General features: G+C 37.1%; 19 protein-coding genes. All 19 read right to left on the bottom strand.

Annotation, left to right across the window (positions count from 1 at the left end; translation table 11 throughout):
- Positions 1 to 51 precede the first annotated feature (51 nt).
- The 19 genes from AC4BD1_RS05540 to AC4BD1_RS05450 all read right to left on the bottom strand — a co-directional run bounded on the left by AC4BD1_RS05540 (position 52) and on the right by AC4BD1_RS05450 (position 19,918).
- On the bottom strand, positions 52 to 948 hold the full coding sequence (locus AC4BD1_RS05540) for a diacylglycerol/lipid kinase family protein (protein ID WP_490485952.1): 897 nt from the start codon (positions 946 to 948) through the stop codon (positions 52 to 54).
- Between the two features lie 202 nt (positions 949 to 1,150).
- Positions 1,151 to 2,383, bottom strand: a complete 1,233-nt coding sequence (gene pepT / locus AC4BD1_RS05535) for a peptidase T (protein WP_490485951.1) — start codon at positions 2,381 to 2,383, stop codon at positions 1,151 to 1,153.
- Positions 2,384 to 2,398: 15 nt separating this feature from the next.
- The gene (locus AC4BD1_RS05530) at positions 2,399 to 3,520 is read right to left on the bottom strand and encodes a Nif3-like dinuclear metal center hexameric protein (RefSeq protein WP_490467190.1); all 1,122 of its coding nucleotides are present in this window, start codon (positions 3,518 to 3,520) and stop codon (positions 2,399 to 2,401) included.
- The gene (locus AC4BD1_RS05525; RefSeq protein WP_206908952.1) at positions 3,517 to 4,218 is read right to left on the bottom strand and encodes a tRNA (adenine(22)-N(1))-methyltransferase; all 702 of its coding nucleotides are present in this window, start codon (positions 4,216 to 4,218) and stop codon (positions 3,517 to 3,519) included. The genes AC4BD1_RS05530 and AC4BD1_RS05525 overlap by 4 nt, the downstream gene beginning before the upstream one ends.
- A 292-nt stretch (positions 4,219 to 4,510) precedes the next feature.
- On the bottom strand, positions 4,511 to 4,930 hold the full coding sequence (locus AC4BD1_RS05520; protein ID WP_490467189.1) for a hypothetical protein: 420 nt from the start codon (positions 4,928 to 4,930) through the stop codon (positions 4,511 to 4,513).
- A 30-nt stretch (positions 4,931 to 4,960) separates the two neighbouring features.
- Entirely contained in the window at positions 4,961 to 5,887 is a 927-nt protein-coding gene (gene dnaI / locus AC4BD1_RS05515; protein ID WP_206908949.1) for a primosomal protein DnaI, read from the bottom strand.
- A complete protein-coding gene (locus AC4BD1_RS05510; protein WP_206908947.1) occupies positions 5,887 to 7,269 on the bottom strand; it encodes a replication initiation and membrane attachment family protein in 1,383 nt (460 codons plus the stop codon). Before AC4BD1_RS05510 ends, dnaI begins: the two co-directional genes overlap by 1 nt.
- Positions 7,270 to 7,282: 13 nt before the next feature.
- On the bottom strand, positions 7,283 to 7,783 hold the full coding sequence (gene nrdR / locus AC4BD1_RS05505; protein WP_206897794.1) for a transcriptional regulator NrdR: 501 nt from the start codon (positions 7,781 to 7,783) through the stop codon (positions 7,283 to 7,285).
- A 268-nt stretch (positions 7,784 to 8,051) separates the two neighbouring features.
- Complete coding sequence (locus tag AC4BD1_RS05500; protein WP_206908945.1) at positions 8,052 to 8,384, bottom strand: CsbD family protein; 333 nt, start codon at positions 8,382 to 8,384, stop codon at positions 8,052 to 8,054.
- A gap of 201 nt (positions 8,385 to 8,585) precedes the next feature.
- The gene (gene coaE / locus AC4BD1_RS05495) at positions 8,586 to 9,203 is read right to left on the bottom strand and encodes a dephospho-CoA kinase (RefSeq protein ID WP_490467293.1); all 618 of its coding nucleotides are present in this window, start codon (positions 9,201 to 9,203) and stop codon (positions 8,586 to 8,588) included.
- Positions 9,176 to 10,012 carry a DNA-formamidopyrimidine glycosylase gene (gene mutM, locus AC4BD1_RS05490; RefSeq protein WP_490485950.1) on the bottom strand — a complete coding sequence of 279 codons (837 nt, stop codon included), beginning with the start codon at positions 10,010 to 10,012 and terminating at the stop codon, positions 9,176 to 9,178. The genes coaE and mutM overlap by 28 nt, the downstream gene beginning before the upstream one ends.
- Before the next feature lie 24 nt (positions 10,013 to 10,036).
- The gene (polA, locus tag AC4BD1_RS05485; RefSeq protein ID WP_206908939.1) at positions 10,037 to 12,682 is read right to left on the bottom strand and encodes a DNA polymerase I; all 2,646 of its coding nucleotides are present in this window, start codon (positions 12,680 to 12,682) and stop codon (positions 10,037 to 10,039) included.
- A gap of 119 nt (positions 12,683 to 12,801) precedes the next feature.
- The gene (locus tag AC4BD1_RS05480; protein WP_206908937.1) at positions 12,802 to 13,485 is read right to left on the bottom strand and encodes a Bax inhibitor-1/YccA family protein; all 684 of its coding nucleotides are present in this window, start codon (positions 13,483 to 13,485) and stop codon (positions 12,802 to 12,804) included.
- The gene (locus AC4BD1_RS05475; RefSeq protein WP_206908935.1) at positions 13,478 to 13,963 is read right to left on the bottom strand and encodes a MaoC family dehydratase; all 486 of its coding nucleotides are present in this window, start codon (positions 13,961 to 13,963) and stop codon (positions 13,478 to 13,480) included. The genes AC4BD1_RS05480 and AC4BD1_RS05475 overlap by 8 nt, the downstream gene beginning before the upstream one ends.
- A 157-nt stretch (positions 13,964 to 14,120) precedes the next feature.
- Positions 14,121 to 15,455: a UDP-N-acetylmuramate--L-alanine ligase gene (gene murC, locus AC4BD1_RS05470; protein WP_490467188.1), complete on the bottom strand. Its 1,335-nt coding sequence runs from the start codon at positions 15,453 to 15,455 to the stop codon at positions 14,121 to 14,123.
- 129 nt (positions 15,456 to 15,584) lie between these two features.
- Entirely contained in the window at positions 15,585 to 16,346 is a 762-nt protein-coding gene (locus AC4BD1_RS05465; protein WP_206908931.1) for a YdcF family protein, read from the bottom strand.
- A 27-nt stretch (positions 16,347 to 16,373) separates the two neighbouring features.
- Positions 16,374 to 16,844, bottom strand: a complete 471-nt coding sequence (locus tag AC4BD1_RS05460; RefSeq protein ID WP_206908929.1) for a SprT family protein — start codon at positions 16,842 to 16,844, stop codon at positions 16,374 to 16,376.
- A gap of 3 nt (positions 16,845 to 16,847) precedes the next feature.
- Positions 16,848 to 19,028: a Tex family protein gene (locus AC4BD1_RS05455; RefSeq protein WP_206908927.1), complete on the bottom strand. Its 2,181-nt coding sequence runs from the start codon at positions 19,026 to 19,028 to the stop codon at positions 16,848 to 16,850.
- 155 nt (positions 19,029 to 19,183) lie between these two features.
- On the bottom strand, positions 19,184 to 19,918 hold the full coding sequence (locus tag AC4BD1_RS05450) for a metallophosphoesterase (protein ID WP_206908925.1): 735 nt from the start codon (positions 19,916 to 19,918) through the stop codon (positions 19,184 to 19,186).
- Positions 19,919 to 20,057: the final 139 nt, after the last annotated feature.

The following is a 20,057-nucleotide window of genomic DNA, read 5'->3' as shown; positions in this document are numbered from 1 at the left end:
TTTCAAATCGTACTTTTTAAGATTACCCTAAACTACTATTGAATGTAAAGGCTATTTATTGATTGGTACATAAACAGTCAACCCTTTTGGTACCACTGTCATCTTAATTGGTAAATCATCTGTCGTGTCTCCATCTGTTCGCGTGCCTACTTTCTTTTCACTGTCAAGCTGTAATTCACTCGTTGTGTAATAATCAATTCCCGGAACAGTGTAGAATTTTCCTCGAATAATCCGTGGTAAATAAAAGATGTAAGAAAAGAAATTCAATTTAGGAATGATCGTCACGTGAAATTTCCCATCATCAGGGCTTGCTAAATCATCAAAATTTGTATATCCACCTACTGAGTTCGTCATGGTAACCGTTAGTAGTTGCGCTTTTTGTTCCCATTTTTTGTCATCTGTTTGGATTTTTAAACGGTAGCGACGTTTTTGCACGACCAGTTTAATGAATCGTTTAGCAAATGCCCACGGCCCAAATTTTTGCTTTTCTTCTTGGCTCACACGCATTGCTGTATCAGCTAATAAGCCAACTGTTAACGTTGAGATAATGACTGAATCGTTGACCGTTCCGTAATCTATAGCTCTCGTCTGTGCTGCTAAAATGACATCAGCAGCTACTTCTTTTTCTAAAGGAATTTCTAATACGCGAGCGAGATTGTTCACCGTTCCTCCTGGTAACAAACCAATATGATAATTTCCGATTGTTTTTTTAAAAGCTTTAACAATATGATGAATCGTTCCGTCACCACCAATGATAACCAATGTATCTGCATCAAAAGATTCAGCTTTTTCAATCAATGTTTCATCACGAATTTCAGGTCCAGTTTGAGTTAACCGAACGTCTAAATCGGGCTGTTTGTTCTTCGCATATTGTTGAAACCATTTAGCCAACTCCTCTCCTTCATCTTTTCCTGAACTTTTGTTATAAAAAACTAGTAAATTTTTCATAGTTATCCCCACCTTCTACTCTATTTTACTTTTTTTTGCCAAAAATGAAAAAAATTGCGATTGTTGATGTGACTTTTATTAACAAACTTGAATAAGGTAGCTTCAACAGCACACAAAAAAGGTTGGGACAAATGATTCACTCACTTGTCTCAACCTTTTAAAAAAATTTTTGATGTCTTCAATTGATATCAAAAATTGTTTGTTACTTTTTTGTATTTAACTCAGCAATTTTTACAATTACATCAGTTGCTTTTTCCATCACTTGTAACGAAACAAATTCGAAACGTCCGTGCATATTTTCGCCACCGGCAAAAATATTTGGTGTTGGGATACCCATATAAGAAATTTTTGAGCCATCTGTTCCACCACGAACGGGTTCAATCACAGGCTTGATGTCTAAATCCAACATTGCTTGTTTAGCTAGTTCAACAATACTCATATCTTTTTCGATGATTTCTTTCATATTGTAGTATTGATCAAACATGTCCACCTTGATTCGTTCTTGATCAAATGCTTGATTCATTTTTTCTTGAATGCTTGAAATCAAAGCTTTACGTGCTTCAAATTTTTCACGATTGTGGTCGCGGATAATATAACTCATTGTAGCTTCTTCTGGGTTACCAGTTAGTGCCATTAAGTGGAAGAAACCTTCATAACCATCTGTTTTTTCAGGAACTTCATCTGCAGGAAGCTGGTTGTGAAAATCAATAGCTAATTGTAAAGCATTGATCATTGTATCTTTCGCTGTTCCAGGGTGAACATTTTTTCCAAAAATCGTTAGGTTCGCTTGAGCTGCACTAAATGTTTCATATTGCAATTCCCCCAATGGACCTCCGTCAATCGTATAAGCAAAATCTACATTAAACTGATCAACATCAAACTTATCTGCGCCGACACCAATTTCTTCGTCAGGACCAAATGCTACTTTGATTTCGCCATGTGGAATCGTCGGATTTTTAAGCAAGATTTCCATAGCTGTCATGATTTCAGCAATCCCTGCTTTATCATCCGCACCAAGCAATGTACTGCCGTCTGTTGTAATCAATGTCTGTCCTTCATAATTTTTCAAGTTGGGAAAATCTTTGGTATTCAACGTGTATTGTCCTGCTTCGTCCAAAACGATCGTTGACTCACCATCATAATTTTCAATGATTTGTGGATTAACACCAACTGCATTGAAATCTGCCGTATCCATGTGGGAAATAAAGCCTATTGAACGAACAGGATAATCTACATTACTGGGTAAAGTTCCCATTACAAATCCATTTTCCTCATTGTAAAAAACATCAGATAGGCCTAGTTCTTCTAATTCTTTTTTGAGTTCTTGTGCAAAAGCAATTTGCGTAGCTGTTGAAGGTGTTGCTGTACTTGTTGCATCTGAGCGTGTTTCAGTTTTCACATATTTTAAAAAACGTGGTAAAAGATTTTCGTACATATTATCTGCCCCTTTTTAATGAAATTGGAATGGATTTGTATTCGTTTCAGAAACAAAAAAATCAAGATCCCATTGTTCTTCTTGTTTCCAAGATTCAAATTTTTCAACAAATTTTTCTTTACATAATGACTCAATATAATGTCCAGGATCAATCGCGATCAGACCAGCACTTTGCATGTCTTGTGCTGTATGATAGTAGAGATCCCCCGTAATGTAAACATCTGCGCCTTGCTTCAATGCAGACGGATAAAATTTTTCACCGCTTCCACCACAAATCGCAATCCGCTGAACTTTTGGCTCAGTTAGTTGAGGTGGTAAAACGACACGTAAGTCATCAACTTGAAGTCCCGTTTTGACTTTTTCAATGAACGTTGTTAGGTCTAATGGTTGTGGCAATGTTCCGATACGTCCTAATCCAAAACTTTCTTTTGGTGCATCAATTGAAAACAAGTCATAAGCGATTTCTTCGTATGGATGATGCGCTCTCATGGCTTGAAGAACTGTTTGCTCAATTGTTTCTGGAAAAATCACTTCCACTTTTGCTTCTTGAACTTTTTCTGCTTTACCAGGTGTTCCAATCGTTGGATGTGCTTGTTGTGAAGGCGTAAAACGACCTTGCCCGACTGAGGTAAAGCTTGCGTTTGAATAGTTGCCTAATTGACCTGCACCAGCAAGTCCAAGAGCTTCACGCATAGTTGTTGCATTCTCAACAGGTAAATAAACTGCTAATTTTTTATATCCTACTTCATGTGTTTTTACTAAATAGTTTTCAACCTGAATACCTAGTTGCTCACAAAACCAGTCATTTAATCCGTCCCAAATAATATCCATATTTGTGTGCGCGGCGTAAACGGTAATCTCATGTTTCAGTAAATCTGCATACATTTTTTCTTGCGGACCATCAGTAGTCAACTGCTTGATTGGACGAAAAATCGGTGGATGCTTGGCAATTAGTAAGTCGATTTTTTTAACAATTGCTTCTTCGACTACTTCTGGACGAACATCTAACGTCATCATGACTCTTTGAATTGGTTTATTCAATGTGCCAATTTGTAGACCGACTGGATCGCCTTCTTCTGCAAGCCATTGAGGACAATACTGTTCAAAACGATTAATGAATGTTTGTGCATTAATCATTTCAGCACCTCCTGGATCTGTTTGATTTCAGCTTCAAATGTTTGTTGGCGTTCGCTGATTTCGGCACCTTTATTTGCTTGAATCATTTGCCGAACGATAGCTTCACGTTGCGTAAGTTCTCTTTGCCATTTTGCTTTGAAAATAGCATTCTTTGTTTTTCGTAAAATAGGTCCAAACATCAGATCTTCTGGAGAGTAAGTTACTGGACTAGTCGCTTTTTCCGCCACGATAATCTCGTAGATTTTTTTATTTTCTTCCAAAATAACTTCTTCAATAATCTGATATTGGTTTTCTTGCAACCAAACTCGAAGCGTACGCTCACCAATATTGGGTTGAAGGATCAAGCGCTCCTTTTGAGTTAGACGTGTTTTTCCTGCTTCTAAAATATCACGAATCAATGCGCCACCCATACCAGCAATCGTGATGGCGGTAATTCCATCTGATGGTTCAATTGCTGCCAGACCATTCGCCAAACGAACAATAATACGCCCTTCTAAGCCATCTTTTCTAACTTGTTTTTGCGCGGACTCAAATGGACCTTTCACCACTTCACCAGCAACTGCAAACTCAATTTTTCCTTTTAGCATCAATGCAACCGGCAAATAGGCGTGATCTGAGCCAATATCTGCTAAACGCGCTTTTGCAGGAACAAATTCTCCAACAGCAGCTAAGCGTCGCGATAAATCTAAATGGTTCATAACCTCACTCCTTTTCCAATCATTATAGCATTTCCTCCATAAAATAAGGAGAGGGATAGGACAGAAAATCCTTTTTCTCGATATCCCTCTTTCAAAATTTTTATTCTTTTCACTTGAACATCGTACTATGATATCGTTCATAAGTAAGTGCACTATTTCGTTCCTTCACCCTATTGTAGCTGACAAAGTACAAGTGAAGAATTCAAGTTATCTTACTACGCTAACATAAAAACCGATTTCCCAACTTCGCCACTCCTGCGAAATTAAAAAATCGGTTGCTTAGCTCATTCAGTTATTGGATAGCCAAAACTTGAATAATTGAATTCCCTGGAATTTGTGGTGGCAACGACATTGTCATTACAGGTGTCTTAGCCAAGGTCAACTCGATCTCTGTACCTTCTGACAAAGCATCCACGCTGGGTTTGATTTTCTCTGCTGGTGCATTCAGAATGACACCGTCATGCTCAAATGATGTTCCAATATTCTCAGGATCAATCTTTGCCTTGACGTCAACTAATTTTACGCGAATGATTTGATCCTCTTCGTCGCTTTCAGTTACTTCTTCGACCGTCCCAGTAAAAACACTTTGATCATGTGTCGATGAATTAGAAGTCGTTTCAGTTGTTTGTCCATCATTCGTAGACTGATTGCCACAAGCAGTCAATAATAAAAATGTTGTCGCTAAGGTCAAGCAAGATACTATTCGCTTCATAAACCACATCTCCCGTTCTTTTATTCACTTTTAGCTGTTTCTACGGTTCTTTCCAGTCATCTCGATTTCTTTTGTTAAATAACGAATTCGTTCCATAATACGTTTAGCTTTTAATGGTTCTTCATCACCACGTTGTGTAACAGACAAATGTTTTTCTAACTCATCCATTGTAAAATTTGATGAGAAAAATGTCGGTAATTGTTCTTGCATTCGATATTGCAAAATAACACCAAATACTTCATCACGAATCCAACTACTCATTGCATCGGCTCCAATGTCATCCATCATTAAGACGGGCGAGCGCTTCACCGCATCTAGTTTGTCCGAAACTTGGTCTTTTCCAATTGCTTGCTTCATTTCAACTGCAAATGTCGGAAAATGAACAAGCGTAGTTGTATACCCTGCAACTGCTAGGTCATGTGCAATTGCACCTAATAAATACGTTTTACCAATTCCAAAGCTTCCAACTAAATATAGCCCTTTGTGGTAACCTTTAGGATCATTTGTGTATTGCTCCACAAAATTGAATGCTTCAAAAAAGGCATCACTACGGCCACTTGTTTGCTCAAATCCTTCAAATGTAGCCGTTTGTATATCTTTCGGCATATCCATTGCTTTCACACGACTACGGATTTCTTCTTGTTTTTGTCGAGCAATTAATGCTTCAGTCGGTACGTAGGTGACATCCACATAATGAAAGTTCAACACCAGTTTTGGCTCGTAGCCTGGTGCAATCATTGTTGGATCATTTTTCTGATATTTTCGCTTTTCTTGAACAAACTCATAAAGTTTTGCATAACTTTTTTCAATATCTGCTTGTGTTAAACGCTCTTGGTGTTCTGCCAAAAAAGCTTGAACATCTGAATCATTCAATACTTCTTGAATCATTTCGGCATACTTTTCTTGATAATTACGTTTGCTAATGATCTTTTTTAGCTCTCTTCCAACATCTTCCATTAGTTGTCACCCTCCTTTTTAGCAAGATATTCTTTAAAGCGACGATCAATTTCTGCTTGTTTTTCTTGACTGATTTTCTTCTCATCTTTTGGTTGATTTACCCAATCAGGTAATTTTTCTCGGCGCACATTTCGACGAGTATTTGAGTAGTTTCTCGTTTGCTTTTTCTCTGCGCTTTCTTGGCTTTTCTTTTTAATATGAGCAATAGCATCTTCCGCTGTCATGATTTTCTGTTGTGCCCATTCGTTAGCAATTGTGTTGACATAGTTTGTCCCTAAACTTGCTTGATTTTTGATGACCAATACGTAATTCAATAGCACATTGATGACACTACTTGGAAGCCCTGAGCGAGAAACAAGCTCTTGCATCAACCACGTTTCTGATTTAGATACATACCCATTTTTTTCTTTTTTGATTGACTCTAAATATTTCATTGGCGGAACACTTTGGGCCTCTTTGATTAACTGCACAGAGGCTGCAGACAGTTGTCCATGATTAGGCGCTGATTCCACCTTTTTGATTTCGGTGCTGTCTAGATTTTCTGCAGGTACCTTTAGCGTAGATGATTGACTCACAGGGTTTGCCAAAAAGATTTTTTGAAGTTCTTTCAAAGAAATTTTTTGCTCTGTGAAGTCGTACGCTTCAACGATTTTCTCACCTAAAGCTAAATCATCCAATCCATACAATTGTTGGTACATTTCGAGTTGTTTGATGGTTGGTTCATCTGGTTTGTCAATATGTTTTTTTTGCAACCAGTTTGTCAAAAAAGACCAGTCAATCGTGCTTTTTTCAGGTAACCGTTTCGTTATTGCTTGCTCAGTAAATGTTTCTTCCAGCTTCTCGATTTGCTGTTTGTCAGCGGCAAAGGATGCCTCGTTAAATTGGTACACTTCTAAAAATTTTTTAGTTTTTTTCTGATAGCCTTCTGTTGAAAGTTTTTTTGGTTCGAAATGTTTAACTAACTGATCAAAGCGACGTTGACCAACCTTTTCTAATAGTAAAAAACTTAAAACAGAATCCATAAAGAATTGTTTCACCGACATTGGTTCCAGTAATTCATACAGGAAACATGCACCTAGGCTAGGGTCTTCTTTATAATAAACATCTAATAAGCCAATTCCCTCAAGTTTTTTTCGTGCTTCGTAAAATTGAGGAATACCACAACCAAGACTACTCAATAAATCTGCGTGAAGTCCTTCTGGTCCTTGGCCAGTCTCTAAAGAAATTTCTGTCAAAAGAGTAAGATAAATACTAAGCGCTTCTCCACCAATCAAAGGTTGGTAAAGATAGAGCAACGCATTTCGATTTTCTTCTTTTAAAGGACTCCGCTTTCTTCCTTGGTAGATATTTTTTGGTTGAAGCTCTTTCCAAGCATTTTCCAAGGAAATGCCCCCTTTATTCTGTACTTTCGTCTTCGGTATCTTTAGAATTGTTATTTTCTTTTGCCTTCTCTACGATATCTTGCAACTCTTTTAAGAATACAGACATATCTTTAAATTGGCGATACACACTTGCAAAACGAATATAGGCAATTTCATCCAAATTTACAAGATCTTCCATGACATATTCCCCAATTAAATTGGTTGATACTTCGTTTTCGCCCAAACTTCGGACACGATTTTCTACATGGTTCACAATTTGCTCCATTTGCTCCATAGCAACTGGACGTTTTTCGGCTGAACGAATCAATCCTCTTAAAATCTTATCTCGATTAAACTCTTCACGCTCACCGTTTTTCTTGATAACTAGCAGTGGTGCAGCTTCGATTCTTTCAAATGTTGTAAAACGAAATGAGCAATTTTCACACTCACGTCGACGACGAATCGCCCGACCATCATCTGCTTGACGACTATCAATAACACGGGAATTATTATGTTGACATCTTGGACATCTCATTTAGTTCACCTCATGTATCATTTAAGTTTTATAAAAAGAACATTCTGCTCTTTCATAGTTAGTTGCATTATAACATGAAACTTTTATGTTAAGCGACTTTCTCAACTAAAAAGATGCAGTTTTCATCGGCCATAAAGCGTTTTTATCCATTCATCGCAAAAAAATGAGTTGTGACAAAAGTTTATCACAACTCATTTGACGATCAAAACGAAACTGTGAAAGATTTTCAACTGTTTCCTTTTGAAAACATGACTCATGTTTTCAAAAACTACAATTTTTCTTCAATACCAGTGTAATGTTTTAACCGTTGTTCTTCAATTTTTTGTTCATCAGGGATGTGTTCAGCGTCTGGGAGTGGCTTTTTTGTTCGATCAGTCATTTCTTTTTTTCGTTCTTGTGTCAGATCTTGTTGACGTGCTTCTTTTTCTGCTTGTTGATCATCTAGTTCAGCAATTCGTTCTTTATATTGGTCTGCTTTCTTTTTCCCAATCTCGGCTTGTACACGGCCTTCATTTTTTAATTCTTCTTTATCAAGTAACTCACCAATCTTTTCTTTGGCAGATCCGACAACTTTATCTTTTTGATTCTTGATATTTCCCATACAAATCCCTCCCCTTTTCTTATCTTTAGCATAACAAAAATGAACAAGATACTCAAAATATACGACTAATTGATCATTCTCATAGATGTAAAAATACTTATTTCACGTCTTTGATGACTTGTAAGCAAAAAAAGCATTAAACTAAAAAGCAAAGCACTCCGTTTAGCTAACGAAGCACTTTGCTTTTGTATTTTTAATCTGTTATAAAGATTGTTGCTTTAGCCATGACTCGACTTGTTGGACTAATTCTTCTTTTGTTCGAGTATTATCAAACAAAATATCCGCTCGTTCTTTTTTCACTTCGATTGACCACTGCGTCTTTATTCGTTTTAATGCTTCAGTTTCTGTTAATTGATTTCGTTTCATCAATCGTTCAAGCTGAATCGCTTCTGTAGTATAAACAACTGCTACAGCATCCATGTAACGTTCATAGTGCCCTTCAAACAGTAAAGGAACATCAACAACAACTAAGGGATTCTGTCTTTTTTTCTCAGCAATTTGTTGTTTGATACGTCCACGGATAAACGGATTCAATACACGATTTAAGGTTTGCCGCGATTCATCGTTTGCAAATACGACAGTACCTAATTTTTTACGATTTAGTGTACCATCTTCATTCAAGATTTCTTTGCCAAATACTTCAACGATTGCCATCAAACCATCAGTTCCAGGTTCGACAACTTCTCTTGCCACTACGTCACCATCAATTACTGGAATCCCATGTTTTTTAAAAACTTCAGCTGCTGTACTTTTACCTGTTGCAATACTTCCAGTTAAACCTAAAACGAAACCTACTTTGGCAATTTTAGTTGCTGACATTTTGGACAATAATGAGTCCCCCTTTGTGCAACTTTTATTTTGACAATTGGTGTTTGACAACGGACACATGGATGGCCTGTTTGACCATAAACATGAAGGGCCATTTGAAAACTACCCGCTTCTCCAAGCGCATTGAGATAGCTACGAATCGTTGTTCCACCAGCTTCCACTGCTCGCCCCAATACATCAATAATTGCTAATCGAAGTGTCTCGATCTCTTTTCTTTTTAATGTATTGGCAGGCTGTTCTGGGTGGATTTTCGCTTCCCATAATGCTTCATCCACATAAATATTTCCTAAGCCCGTTACTAAACGCTGATCTAACAGTAACGGTTTGATTGCTTTGTGTGATTTTTTAAGACCTGATTCAAATGCTGATAAAGTAAATAAATCTGGTAGTGGTTCTGGACCTAATTTCATGATTCCACGATAAGTATCACTTTGTCCTTTTGACACTAGCGTCATCCGCCCAAATTTTCGAACATCATTATAGCGAAGCTGACTGCCATCATCAAAAAAGAAAATGACATGAGTATGTTTATCTAATGGTTGATTTTCTTCTACAAAAGAATATTTTCCTTCCATTCGCAGGTGAGAGATCAACTCATAATTGGTTAAATGAAAAATCAGAAACTTCCCTCGGCGTCCAATTGATTCAATGGTTTCGCCAATCAATGTTGCCTCAAAAATCGGTGCTTCTGGTTGTTCAATAATTTTGGGCCACAAGACTTGCACTTTTTGGATCTTTTTTCCTGTGACCAAACGTTCTAGCCCTTTACGGACCGTTTCAACTTCTGGTAATTCAGGCATGTTTCTTCTTCACCTTTTTCTTTTTTATTTTGCTTCGTACCATGTTTTTCCCCAACTACTATCAGTAATCAATGGCACATGAAGCGAAACAGCATTTTCCATCACTTCTTTGACTAATCGATCTAATGTTTCTAATTCGTGTTCTGGAACTTCAAAAACTAATTCATCGTGTACTTGTAATAACATTGTTGCTTCTAGTTTTTCATCTTTCAATCGTTGCGCCAAATCAATCATCGCGATTTTTAAAATATCAGCTGCACTACCTTGGATTGGTGTATTGATAGCCGTCCGTTCTGCAAATGAACGCAAGTTAAAGTTTCTTGAATTGATTTCTGGTAAATAGCGCCGACGATGATACAGTGTTTCCACGAAGCCTTGATCTTTTGCTTCACGAACAATACGCTCCATGTATGACTTCACACCAGGATATTTTTCAAAATACGTGTCGATATATTGTTGTGCCGCTTTTCGAGAAATACCAAGATTTTGTGACAAACCATAATCTGAGATGCCATACACAATTCCAAAGTTAACGGCTTTTGCTTGGCGACGCATATTTGGTGTTACATCTTCTGCTTTTTCAATCCCAAAGACACGCATTGCTGTACTTGCATGGATATCTTGCCCTTCCAAAAAGGCTTCTTTCAGATGTTCATCATCAGAAATATGTGCTAATACACGTAGCTCGATTTGAGAATAGTCAGAAGAATAAATCAACCAATCTTTTTTTCTTGGAACAAATGCTTCACGAATTTTCCGACCTTCTTCTAAACGAATCGGAATGTTTTGCAAGTTTGGATCAACCGAACTCAAGCGGCCAGTTTGGGTTAGTGTTTGAACATAACGAGTATGCACTTTCCCATCTGATTGAATCACTTTTAATAGTCCTTCTACATAAGTAGATTGAATTTTTGCAATTTGACGATAGACCAAGATGTCATCAACGATTGGTGCTTGTTCTCTTAATTGTTCTAACACATCAACCGCTGTTGAGTAACCCGTTTTAGTTTTCTTAATAACGGGAAGACCCATTTTTTCAAACAAGATAACACCTAATTGTTTAGGTGAATTTAGGTTGAATTCTTCGCCAGCTTCCGCATAAATTTTTTCTTCAATTTCTTTTAGACGTTCTGAGAACTCGATCTTCATTTCCTGTAGACGAGAAGCATCGACTTTGATTCCACTGATTTCCATTTCTGCTAAAATCTGTGACAATGGCAGCTCCATTTTATAAAACAAATCTGCTTGATTTTTTTCTTCTAATTCTTTGTTCAAGATTGGTGTCAGTGCGTTGATTGCCGCCACTTTACGTGCAAGATGCGCAAAGAAAACTTCTTCCTCTTCAGGCAACCCCTTTTTCGCACCTTTTCCATAAACTGCATCATCTGATTGGATCTCTTGATAACCATAATGTGCAGCTACACCTTCGATATCGCTACTTTTATCATTAGTATCTAACAAATAAGAGCCCAAAAGAACATCGAAATCAATCCCTTGTGTCTTACCCGTGTAACGATTTAAAGCCACATACGTCCTCTTTGCATCGTAAACTTTTTTCAGACGTGTTCCGTCACTCAACCAATCTTCAAATGCTTCACTTTCGAAAATACCAAGGTCATTGGTCACATAAATTTTTTCTTTTGTTCCCCAAGAAACACCAACAATGTCTTCTGTATGATAATTTTCCCCTAACATTTCGACATACAGTGCCATATCTGTGGTAAACATTTCTGGTTGATAATCTGTCACTACTTCAAATAGAACATCTGATAGCTCTGGTTCTTCCTCATGAATATCAAGCTTAGCCAAAAATTGCTTAAATTCCATCTCTTGATAGAATGGTACTAATTTTTCTAAGTTTTTTCCTTCATATTTCAATGAGTCAATCGCAACATCAACAGGTGCATCCGTATTGATTGTCGCTAATTTTTTGGACAGAAAAGCTTGTTCTTGATCATTGATCAGATTTTCTTTCATCTTGCTTTTTTTCATTTCAGTAATATGTTCATAGATTCCTTCAACCGAGCCATATTCTTTGAGTAATTTGATCGCTGTTTTTTCACCAATTTTGGTTACACCGGGGATATTATCAGAAGCATCACCAGCTAACCCCTTCATGTCAATGATTTGTTTAGGTGTCAATCCGTCATACTTTTCAGCAATATGTTCGGGTGTATAACTTTCAATGTCGCTAACACCCTTCACAGTAATATCCACCTTGACATCATCCGTAGCTAATTGTGTCAAGTCTCGATCCCCTGAAAGAATAACAACATCAAATACTTCTTTATCTACTTTTTCTGCCAACGTACCAATAATATCATCGGCTTCATAATTTGGTAGTTCATAATATTTTACACCGAGCCCTGTTAACAATTCACGAATGTAAGGCATCTGTTCTTTGAATTCACCAGGTGTTTTTGAACGTCCACCTTTATATTCAGCGTACATTTCTGTACGGAAAGTTGTTTTTCCTGCATCGAAGGCAACTAATACGTGTGTCGGTTGTTCTTTTTGCATCACATTCTCAAACATTGTATTAAAAGCGTAAATTGCATTGGTATGCAATCCATTTCGATTTTTAAAACGTTCTAGTGAATTATGCAACGCAAAAAATGCGCGAAAGGCGACACTGTTCCCGTCGACCAATAATAATTTATTTTTTGTCATGTCAATTAGCTCCTCATCCGTAAAGTTCTTATTTATTCTAACAAAGAATGTCTTGGAAAGCGAAAAGAAAAAACGGATAGGAGAAAATGTTTATCTCCTACCCGCCTCAATGTTAAAAATTAATTGTTTCTTCCGAAAATTCGTAAAAATGCAAGGAACAAGTTGATAAAATCTAAATACAATTGAAGAGCCATAAACACTGCCACGCCACTGTTTGCAGTTCCATTACTTTGAATATAGACTTTACGAATATTTTGATTATCATAAGCAGTGATTCCAGCAAAGATCAAAACTAACAAGATTGAGATGAAGAAATCTACTGCACTACTATGAAGCAAGAAAATATTGACAAACATAGCAATAATCACACCGATCAATGCAGCTAATCCTGCACGACCAACCCCACTCAAATCTTTTTTAGTAACCATGCCTACAACTGACATACCGATAAACATACCTGTTGCCGTCAAAAATGCTTGCGTAATTGTTCCTATATCATAAAAAGCAAGTGTCACAGCTAATACCAATCCATTTAGTAATGAGTAGGCGATGAAACCTCCAATCGCTAAACTTGGATTTTTTTGTGCCTTCGCACTTAGCACCAACACTAAAATGATTTGAACGATCCAAAGTCCTATAAAACCTAATGGAAAACCATTAATAAATGCTGCCACTTGTTGTGGAAAAACGGATAGTGCTAAATATGAAGTCAATGCACTTAACGCCAATCCTACTCCTAAGTAGCCATACACTTTAGAATAGAAACGATTGATTCCTTCATTTGCTACGCTTTGATTATTCATTTAATTCACCTTCACTTTCAAATTCAATTTCTAGTTCTGGATCAGCAGGTGGCTGAACCATCACCACAGCGTCGAGTACGCGATTGCCTTCGCTATTTTCTGCTTCAACAGAAATCGTAACGACGTCTTTCATTTTGTCTACTTTTATGACCTCAAATTGGAAAGTCAATGTTTCGTAGTGGAAAACTGGTTCAATAAAATTAACAGAAAAATTCACAACGTGCGAGCCTGGACCAGGTAAATGCTTAGAAACAGCACTTGTAATGATACCCATTAACATCACAGATGGCACAATTGGTTGTTGATACTCTGTTTTTTGCGCAAAATCATGTTGAATATATAATGGATTCGCATCATTTGTTAATCCTAAATAAAGCAACAGCTGATTGTCTTCAATTGATTCTGTTAAAGACAACGAGTCGCCTTCCTCTAACTCATTTATTGTTTTTCCTAATTTTCTCGGTTTACCTATATTCAAAATAGAAACCCTCCAGTTTTATTTTACTCAAGAACAATTGTACCAAAACCAAGCAAAAAGGCAAGTTATGAAAACTACGCTTTTTGTATACAAGAAAGCAGCCAAAAAGACAAAACTTTTTTGGCCGCTTTTGATTGATTTCGCCATTTGTTAATGATTACAAGACGTTTCTTGTCGTGTTGCTCAATAGTTTTTCATAGGCTTGTTCAAATTTTTGAACATCACCAGCTCCCATAAAGATAACAACTGCATCATGGTAATCTAACAATGGTGAAACGTTATTTTCTTTCAGAACTTGACCACCCTTTTGAACTTTTTCACCAAGGTCTTCGATCTTAACATCCCCTTGTTTCTCACGAGCTGAGCCAAAAATATCACACAAGTATACGTGGTCAGCTAAGTCTAATGCTTCAGCAAACTCATCCATCAACGCAATAGTTCGCGTAAATGTATGTGGTTGGAAGACAGCAATAATTTCTTTATCTGGATATTTTTGACGTGCACCATCAATCGTTGCACGAATTTCTGCTGGATGGTGTGCATAGTCATCAACAATTGTCATATCTGAAACGATTTTTTCGCTAAAGCGGCGTTTTACACCAGGGAAAGTCAACATTTCTTCTGATACTTCTTTAAGATCTAAGTCTTCAAAGTAAGCAACTGCAATGACACTTAAAGCATTTAAAATATTATGTTTTCCAAAAGCTGGAACCACAAAATGGCCAATAAATTCATCTTCATGGTACACATCAAAAGCTGAACCAGTTGTTGTACGCTCAATATTTCGTGCTTGGATATCATCGTTATCACTAATACCATAGTAATAAATCGGCACATCTGCCTCTAATTTTCTTAGATATTCATCATCGCCATACGCAAAAATGGCTTTTTTCACTTGGTGCGCCATTGTTTGGAATGCACTGTATACATCTTCAATGCTTGTATAGTAATCAGGATGATCAAAATCAATATTTGTCATAATCACATAATCAGGTGAGTAAGCTAAAAAGTGACGACGATATTCGCAAGCTTCAAATGCAAAAAATTCTGCGCGTGGATCGCCATGTCCAGTACCATCACCAATCAGATAACTAGTTGGGCGAACACCTGTCAATACATGCGAAAGTAACCCAGTTGTACTTGTTTTACCATGTGAACCAGTTACTGCAATACTTGTATAGTTTTGAATAAAATCACCAATGAAATCATGGTAACGAATTACTTCAAGTCCAAGTTCTTTGGCACGTTGGATTTCTTCATGTGTGTCAGGAAACGCATTCCCTGCGATGACTGTCATACCTGATTTAACGTTATCTGCACTAAATGGCAAAATTGTTATATTTGCTTTTTCTAAATCTCTTTGTGTAAAGAAATATTTTTCAATATCTGATCCTTGGACATTTAGTCCTTGCTCATGTAATACAAGCGCTAATGAGCTCATACCTGAACCTTTGATACCAACAAAATGATATAATTTTTCTTGTTTTGTCATTTGAATCCTCTTCTCTTATCTATCATCCATCATTCATTCACATATTCAACACGATTTTCATTATCTTATAAACAAATAAAAATTTCAACCAAATTTGTTCGCAAATGCTTTTTCTTGCAAAATAATGAGTTAAGAACGAGAAAATTGCCATTTTGTCTGGCCCAGAATGGCTTGATAAGTTGTCCAAATCTCTGTCGGAATTTCGACATGGTTGAGATAGCCTTTTCCCTTGGGACCATAACCGTATTCATCATCATGTAAGCGAGCGATTTCTCCTAAGACTAATGATTTAAAGTAATCCGATGGCCATTGATGGTTTAATTCTGATTGTGTAAACGCCATGCTAGTATTTGTTTCTTCATCAGACCAACGTGCTAATTGTGGAACGATCGGTACATAGTTTTCAAATTCAACAGTTGTGTTCTCCCATACTTTTTCAAAAGTTGCTCTTGTTCGTCGCTGTAATATAGGATCATTCATCAATAAAATCTTTTGTGGGAATAACTGTATCTCTTGCAATTTATCTAACGCAAATCGAGCATTTTCACCAGAATTTGTGGAGTACGATTCAATGACTAACTGCGCATCTGAAAAATGATATTTTTCTTGTAGATAACAACGATACATCTCACTTTCACTAAGTGTTTCTGAAAATAAAAATCCTTGCTCTTCAAAGTTTCTTCGAAGTATTGGTGTCGCATGACCTATTCCACCTACTAAAAAAATTTGTTCAATCTGTTTTTTTTGCAAAAGATCAGCTGCATGATCAACCAAAACTGGCAATCCGTTCCCTGCAAGGATTAGGAGCGGAGCCGTTTGTCTATGTGTAGCTACATCCATAGCTGGTTGATCCGCTAAAAATGTTAGTAGCTGATTCCAATTATCAATCATCCGAACAATACTCCTTTCCTTATCTATTTAGTCGTTATCGTTATTTAGCCGTTTTGTTTCCTGCCAAACTAAATTCCCACGACAGCGCCCACAGCGAAACCGTTTTGTATCAATTTTCCGTTTTCGATAAATCATTGTCTGACAACCTACGCATTGATAACATTCAATTTTACTGCTTTTTTTTGCTACAGTTGGCGCATAACGCAATCCACCAGTTTGTTGTAACAACTGTTTGAAGTCATTATCTCGGTGATGATAGCCTTTACCAGCTAAATGCAAATGGTAATGACATAGTTCATGTTTAATGATTCCGACAACTGTTTGTTCATCAGATTGAGCAAACATCGACGGATTGAAGTCTAAATGATGATCATTCAAATGATAACGTCCGCCTGTTGTTTTCAGGCGTGCGTTAAATATAGCTTCATGTGTAAACGGCTGTTGAAACCACTCAATCGAAATGGCTTCAACTAGCATCTGTAATTCCTCTTGTGTCACTTTTTACTCCTTATAAGGTGAAAGCATGGTTAAACTAATACGACCTTTCTTCACATCGACTTGTTCTACCCATACGGTTACGACATCCCCAACAGAAACTACATCTGTTGGATGCTTAACAAATTTTTTACTTAATTTTGAGATGTGAACGAGGCCATCTTGCTTTACACCAATATCCACAAAAGCACCAAAGTCGATAACATTTCGGACAGTTCCTTTTAATTCCATACCTGCCTTCAAGTCTTCCATACTTAAAACATCTTGGCGCAATAACGGTGCTGGCATTTCTTCCCGCATATCACGTCCTGGCTGTGTCAAACCTTCTAAAATATCGGTCAATGTTTCTTCACCAATCTCCATAGTTTTCGCTAGAGTTTCTGGATTTAATTGTTTTAAGACTTCTGTTGCTTCAGAAGTGCCCAGATTTTTTTCAGTTAATTGGTTCATAGCTAAAATTTCTTTTGCTACCGCATAACTTTCTGGATGGATACCCGTATTGTCTAATACATTTTTTCCATCTGGTATCCGCAAAAATCCAATGGCTTGTTCGTATGCCTTTGGCCCTAATCTTGGAACCTTTTTCAATTGCGTACGTGCGTTGAACGCACCATTTTCATCACGGTAAGTAACAATATTTTGTGCAATTGTTTTATTCAACCCAGAGATATGCTGTAACAGTTGGGGGCTAGCCGTATTTACATCCACACCCACTTGGTTAACGACTGTTTCAACAACAAAGTCTAATTGCTCTGCCAATCTTTTTTGGGAAACATCATGTTGGTACTGCCCAACCCCAACTGCTTTCGGATCAATTTTGACTAATTCTGCCAATGGATCTTGCAAACGGCGTGCAATTGATACAGCACTTCTTTCTTCAACCTGCAAATCAGGAAATTCCGTTCGAGCGACTTCACTTGCAGAGTAAACAGAGGCACCAGCTTCATTGACAATGGCATAATATGCTGTGTGATCCACAGTTTTTAATTGTTCCGCTACAAATAATTCTGATTCTCGGCTAGCAGTTCCGTTTCCGATTGCGACCATATCCACTTGATATTGATTGATTAATTTTATAAATTGTCCTTTTGCTGCTTCACGTTTTGTTTGAGAAGCTGGTTTGTGTGGATAGATGACTTCAATTGCTAGGACTTTCCCTGTAGCATCAACTACCGCTAATTTACAGCCCGTACGATAAGCTGGATCGAAGCCTAACACAACTTTTCCTTTTAAAGGTGGTTGCAATAGTAAGTTTCGCAAATTTTCACCAAAAATCGCAATGGCTTGTTCATCCGCTTTTTCAGTTAACTCATTGCGAACTTCACGTTCAATCGCTGGAGAAATAAATCGCTTATAACTATCTTGATAAGCTTCACGCACATAACTTGCTGCAGGTGAAGCTGGATTGCCAACTAATTGACGTTCCAAATAATCCATTACTGCTGTTTCGTCTACTTGCAGGTTGACTTTCAGAATATCTTCTTTTTCACCACGATTTGTTGCTAAAATACGATGAGAAACCATTTTATGAACAGGCTCTGAGAAGTCGTAATACATCTCATAGACACCTTTTTCGTCTAAGTCCGCATCTTTTACTAAACTTACATAACTCCCCTTATTATAAGTATAAGAACGAATCCAAGTTCTGAATTTAGCGGTATCGCTGACTTGTTCCGCAATGATTTCATGCGCTCCTTGCAGTGCATCTTCTACGGACAAAACTTCTTTTTCTTCATTAATAAATGTTTGCGCATAGGTTTCCACTTTTTGGTCATTCAATTGCAATAACCATTCAGCAAGTGGCTCTAATCCTTTTTCTTTGGCAATCGTTGCTTTTGTACGGCGTTTTTGTTTATATGGACGATACAAGTCTTCTACTTGTTGCATTTTAACTGCTTGAAGGATCCCTGCTTCTAATTCAGGCGTCAATTTTCCTTGTTCGTCAATTAAGCGTAAAACTTCGACTTTTCTTTTTTCTAAATTTTCTAAGTATGCGTAACGTTCTTCGATTTCCCGAATTTGGACTTCATCCAAGCTCCCTGTCATTTCTTTTCGGTAGCGTGCAATGAAAGGAACTGTATTTCCTTCACTCAATAAATGAAGAACCGTTGTTAATTGTTTTGTGTTATAGCTTGCTAATTCTTTTTGTACAAGCTGGATAATTGTTTGGTTGAGTTTTTCTGTCATCGAGATGTTCTCCTTTAGTTTGTTAGTCGCTTGTCTATTTTAGCATACTTTTTTTATGGAATAAAAAAAGGCGGAATGACAAAATAAAAAGCATAGAACAAGATGTCTACACTTTTTAGAAAATTTAGTTTCGCTCTTCGTTTACAAATCTCAAATCAAAAATCTGGTTGCCATGGTCCCTGATTATTTTGATACTCAATGTCTTGAACGATCCCTTGCTCGTCAAAAATCACGCCATGGATGGATCCGCCAAACACTGCACCGCCATCGATCCCAATCTTATTGTCGTTTAGCCATAAATCTGTTGTTTGCATATCGCCATGCAACATTGGCGTAATTGTGTGGCCAAAAACAATGGTCTTCCCCGTTTGATTTTTTCCGTTATGAAAAGGTTCACGAATCCAAATAAAATCTCTTGGGCTGGTTTCTCGCCAATCTTTTTTCGTTAAATCTACTCCTGCGTGAACAAATAAATAGTGTTTCCATTCGAAATATAAAGGTCTCTCCACTAAAAATTGAATCAGTTCATCATATCTTGAACGAATCATCATTGCGATTTCTGTTGGAGAATACTCTTCTGTCGCACCTGGATGTAATAAACTTTCAAAAGTCTCTTTACCACCGTTACGCAAATACGCATTATACCAATCTTCAGGCGATTGTAAAAATTGTAAGAAATACTCCTCGTGATTGCCACGTAGATAAATGGCGCCAGTTTCTTTCGCTAATTTCATTCCAAGTAAAAAACATTCTTTTGTTTTCGGTCCGCGATCATTTAGATCACCAATCAAAACTAATTGATGAATTGTTGGATCATAGTCACGTACTAATTCTTGAAACAATTCATATTCTCCATGGACATCACTAATTGCATAGAGCAAAGATTTCATAACTACCACACCCCTTCTTAAAAAGTATAGCGTAAATTTACAAGTGATTCCAACAAAAAAAAGCTAAAAGAAAAACAGGTTTTTGCTTTTCTTTTAGCGACTATTTAGTGGCAACGGTTAATGGTAACCATTGTTTTCT

This window comes from Enterococcus sp. DJ147D b, assembly GCF_058216655.1.
Note: the sequence above shows the minus strand (reverse complement) of the source record. Positions and strands in the feature narration are given on the sequence as shown.

Coding starts and splice junctions, on each gene's coding strand:
- AC4BD1_RS05450 (WP_206908925.1), bottom strand. CDS start 19,918: ATGAAATCTTTGCTCTATGCAATTAGTGATGTCCATGGAGAATATGAA.
- AC4BD1_RS05465 (WP_206908931.1), bottom strand. CDS start 16,346: ATGATTGATAATTGGAATCAGCTACTAACATTTTTAGCGGATCAACCA.
- AC4BD1_RS05500 (WP_206908945.1), bottom strand. CDS start 8,384: ATGGGAAATATCAAGAATCAAAAAGATAAAGTTGTCGGATCTGCCAAA.
- polA (WP_206908939.1), bottom strand. CDS start 12,682: ATGACAAAAAATAAATTATTATTGGTCGACGGGAACAGTGTCGCCTTT.
- nrdR (WP_206897794.1), bottom strand. CDS start 7,783: ATGAGATGTCCAAGATGTCAACATAATAATTCCCGTGTTATTGATAGT.
- AC4BD1_RS05530 (WP_490467190.1), bottom strand. CDS start 3,520: ATGATTAATGCACAAACATTCATTAATCGTTTTGAACAGTATTGTCCT.
- AC4BD1_RS05480 (WP_206908937.1), bottom strand. CDS start 13,485: ATGAATAATCAAAGCGTAGCAAATGAAGGAATCAATCGTTTCTATTCT.
- mutM (WP_490485950.1), bottom strand. CDS start 10,012: ATGCCTGAATTACCAGAAGTTGAAACGGTCCGTAAAGGGCTAGAACGT.
- murC (WP_490467188.1), bottom strand. CDS start 15,455: ATGACAAAACAAGAAAAATTATATCATTTTGTTGGTATCAAAGGTTCA.
- dnaI (WP_206908949.1), bottom strand. CDS start 5,887: ATGGAAGATGTTGGAAGAGAGCTAAAAAAGATCATTAGCAAACGTAAT.
- pepT (WP_490485951.1), bottom strand. CDS start 2,383: ATGTACGAAAATCTTTTACCACGTTTTTTAAAATATGTGAAAACTGAA.
- AC4BD1_RS05540 (WP_490485952.1), bottom strand. CDS start 948: ATGAAAAATTTACTAGTTTTTTATAACAAAAGTTCAGGAAAAGATGAA.
- coaE (WP_490467293.1), bottom strand. CDS start 9,203: ATGTCAGCAACTAAAATTGCCAAAGTAGGTTTCGTTTTAGGTTTAACT.
- AC4BD1_RS05525 (WP_206908952.1), bottom strand. CDS start 4,218: ATGAACCATTTAGATTTATCGCGACGCTTAGCTGCTGTTGGAGAATTT.
- AC4BD1_RS05520 (WP_490467189.1), bottom strand. CDS start 4,930: ATGAAGCGAATAGTATCTTGCTTGACCTTAGCGACAACATTTTTATTA.
- AC4BD1_RS05455 (WP_206908927.1), bottom strand. CDS start 19,028: ATGACAGAAAAACTCAACCAAACAATTATCCAGCTTGTACAAAAAGAA.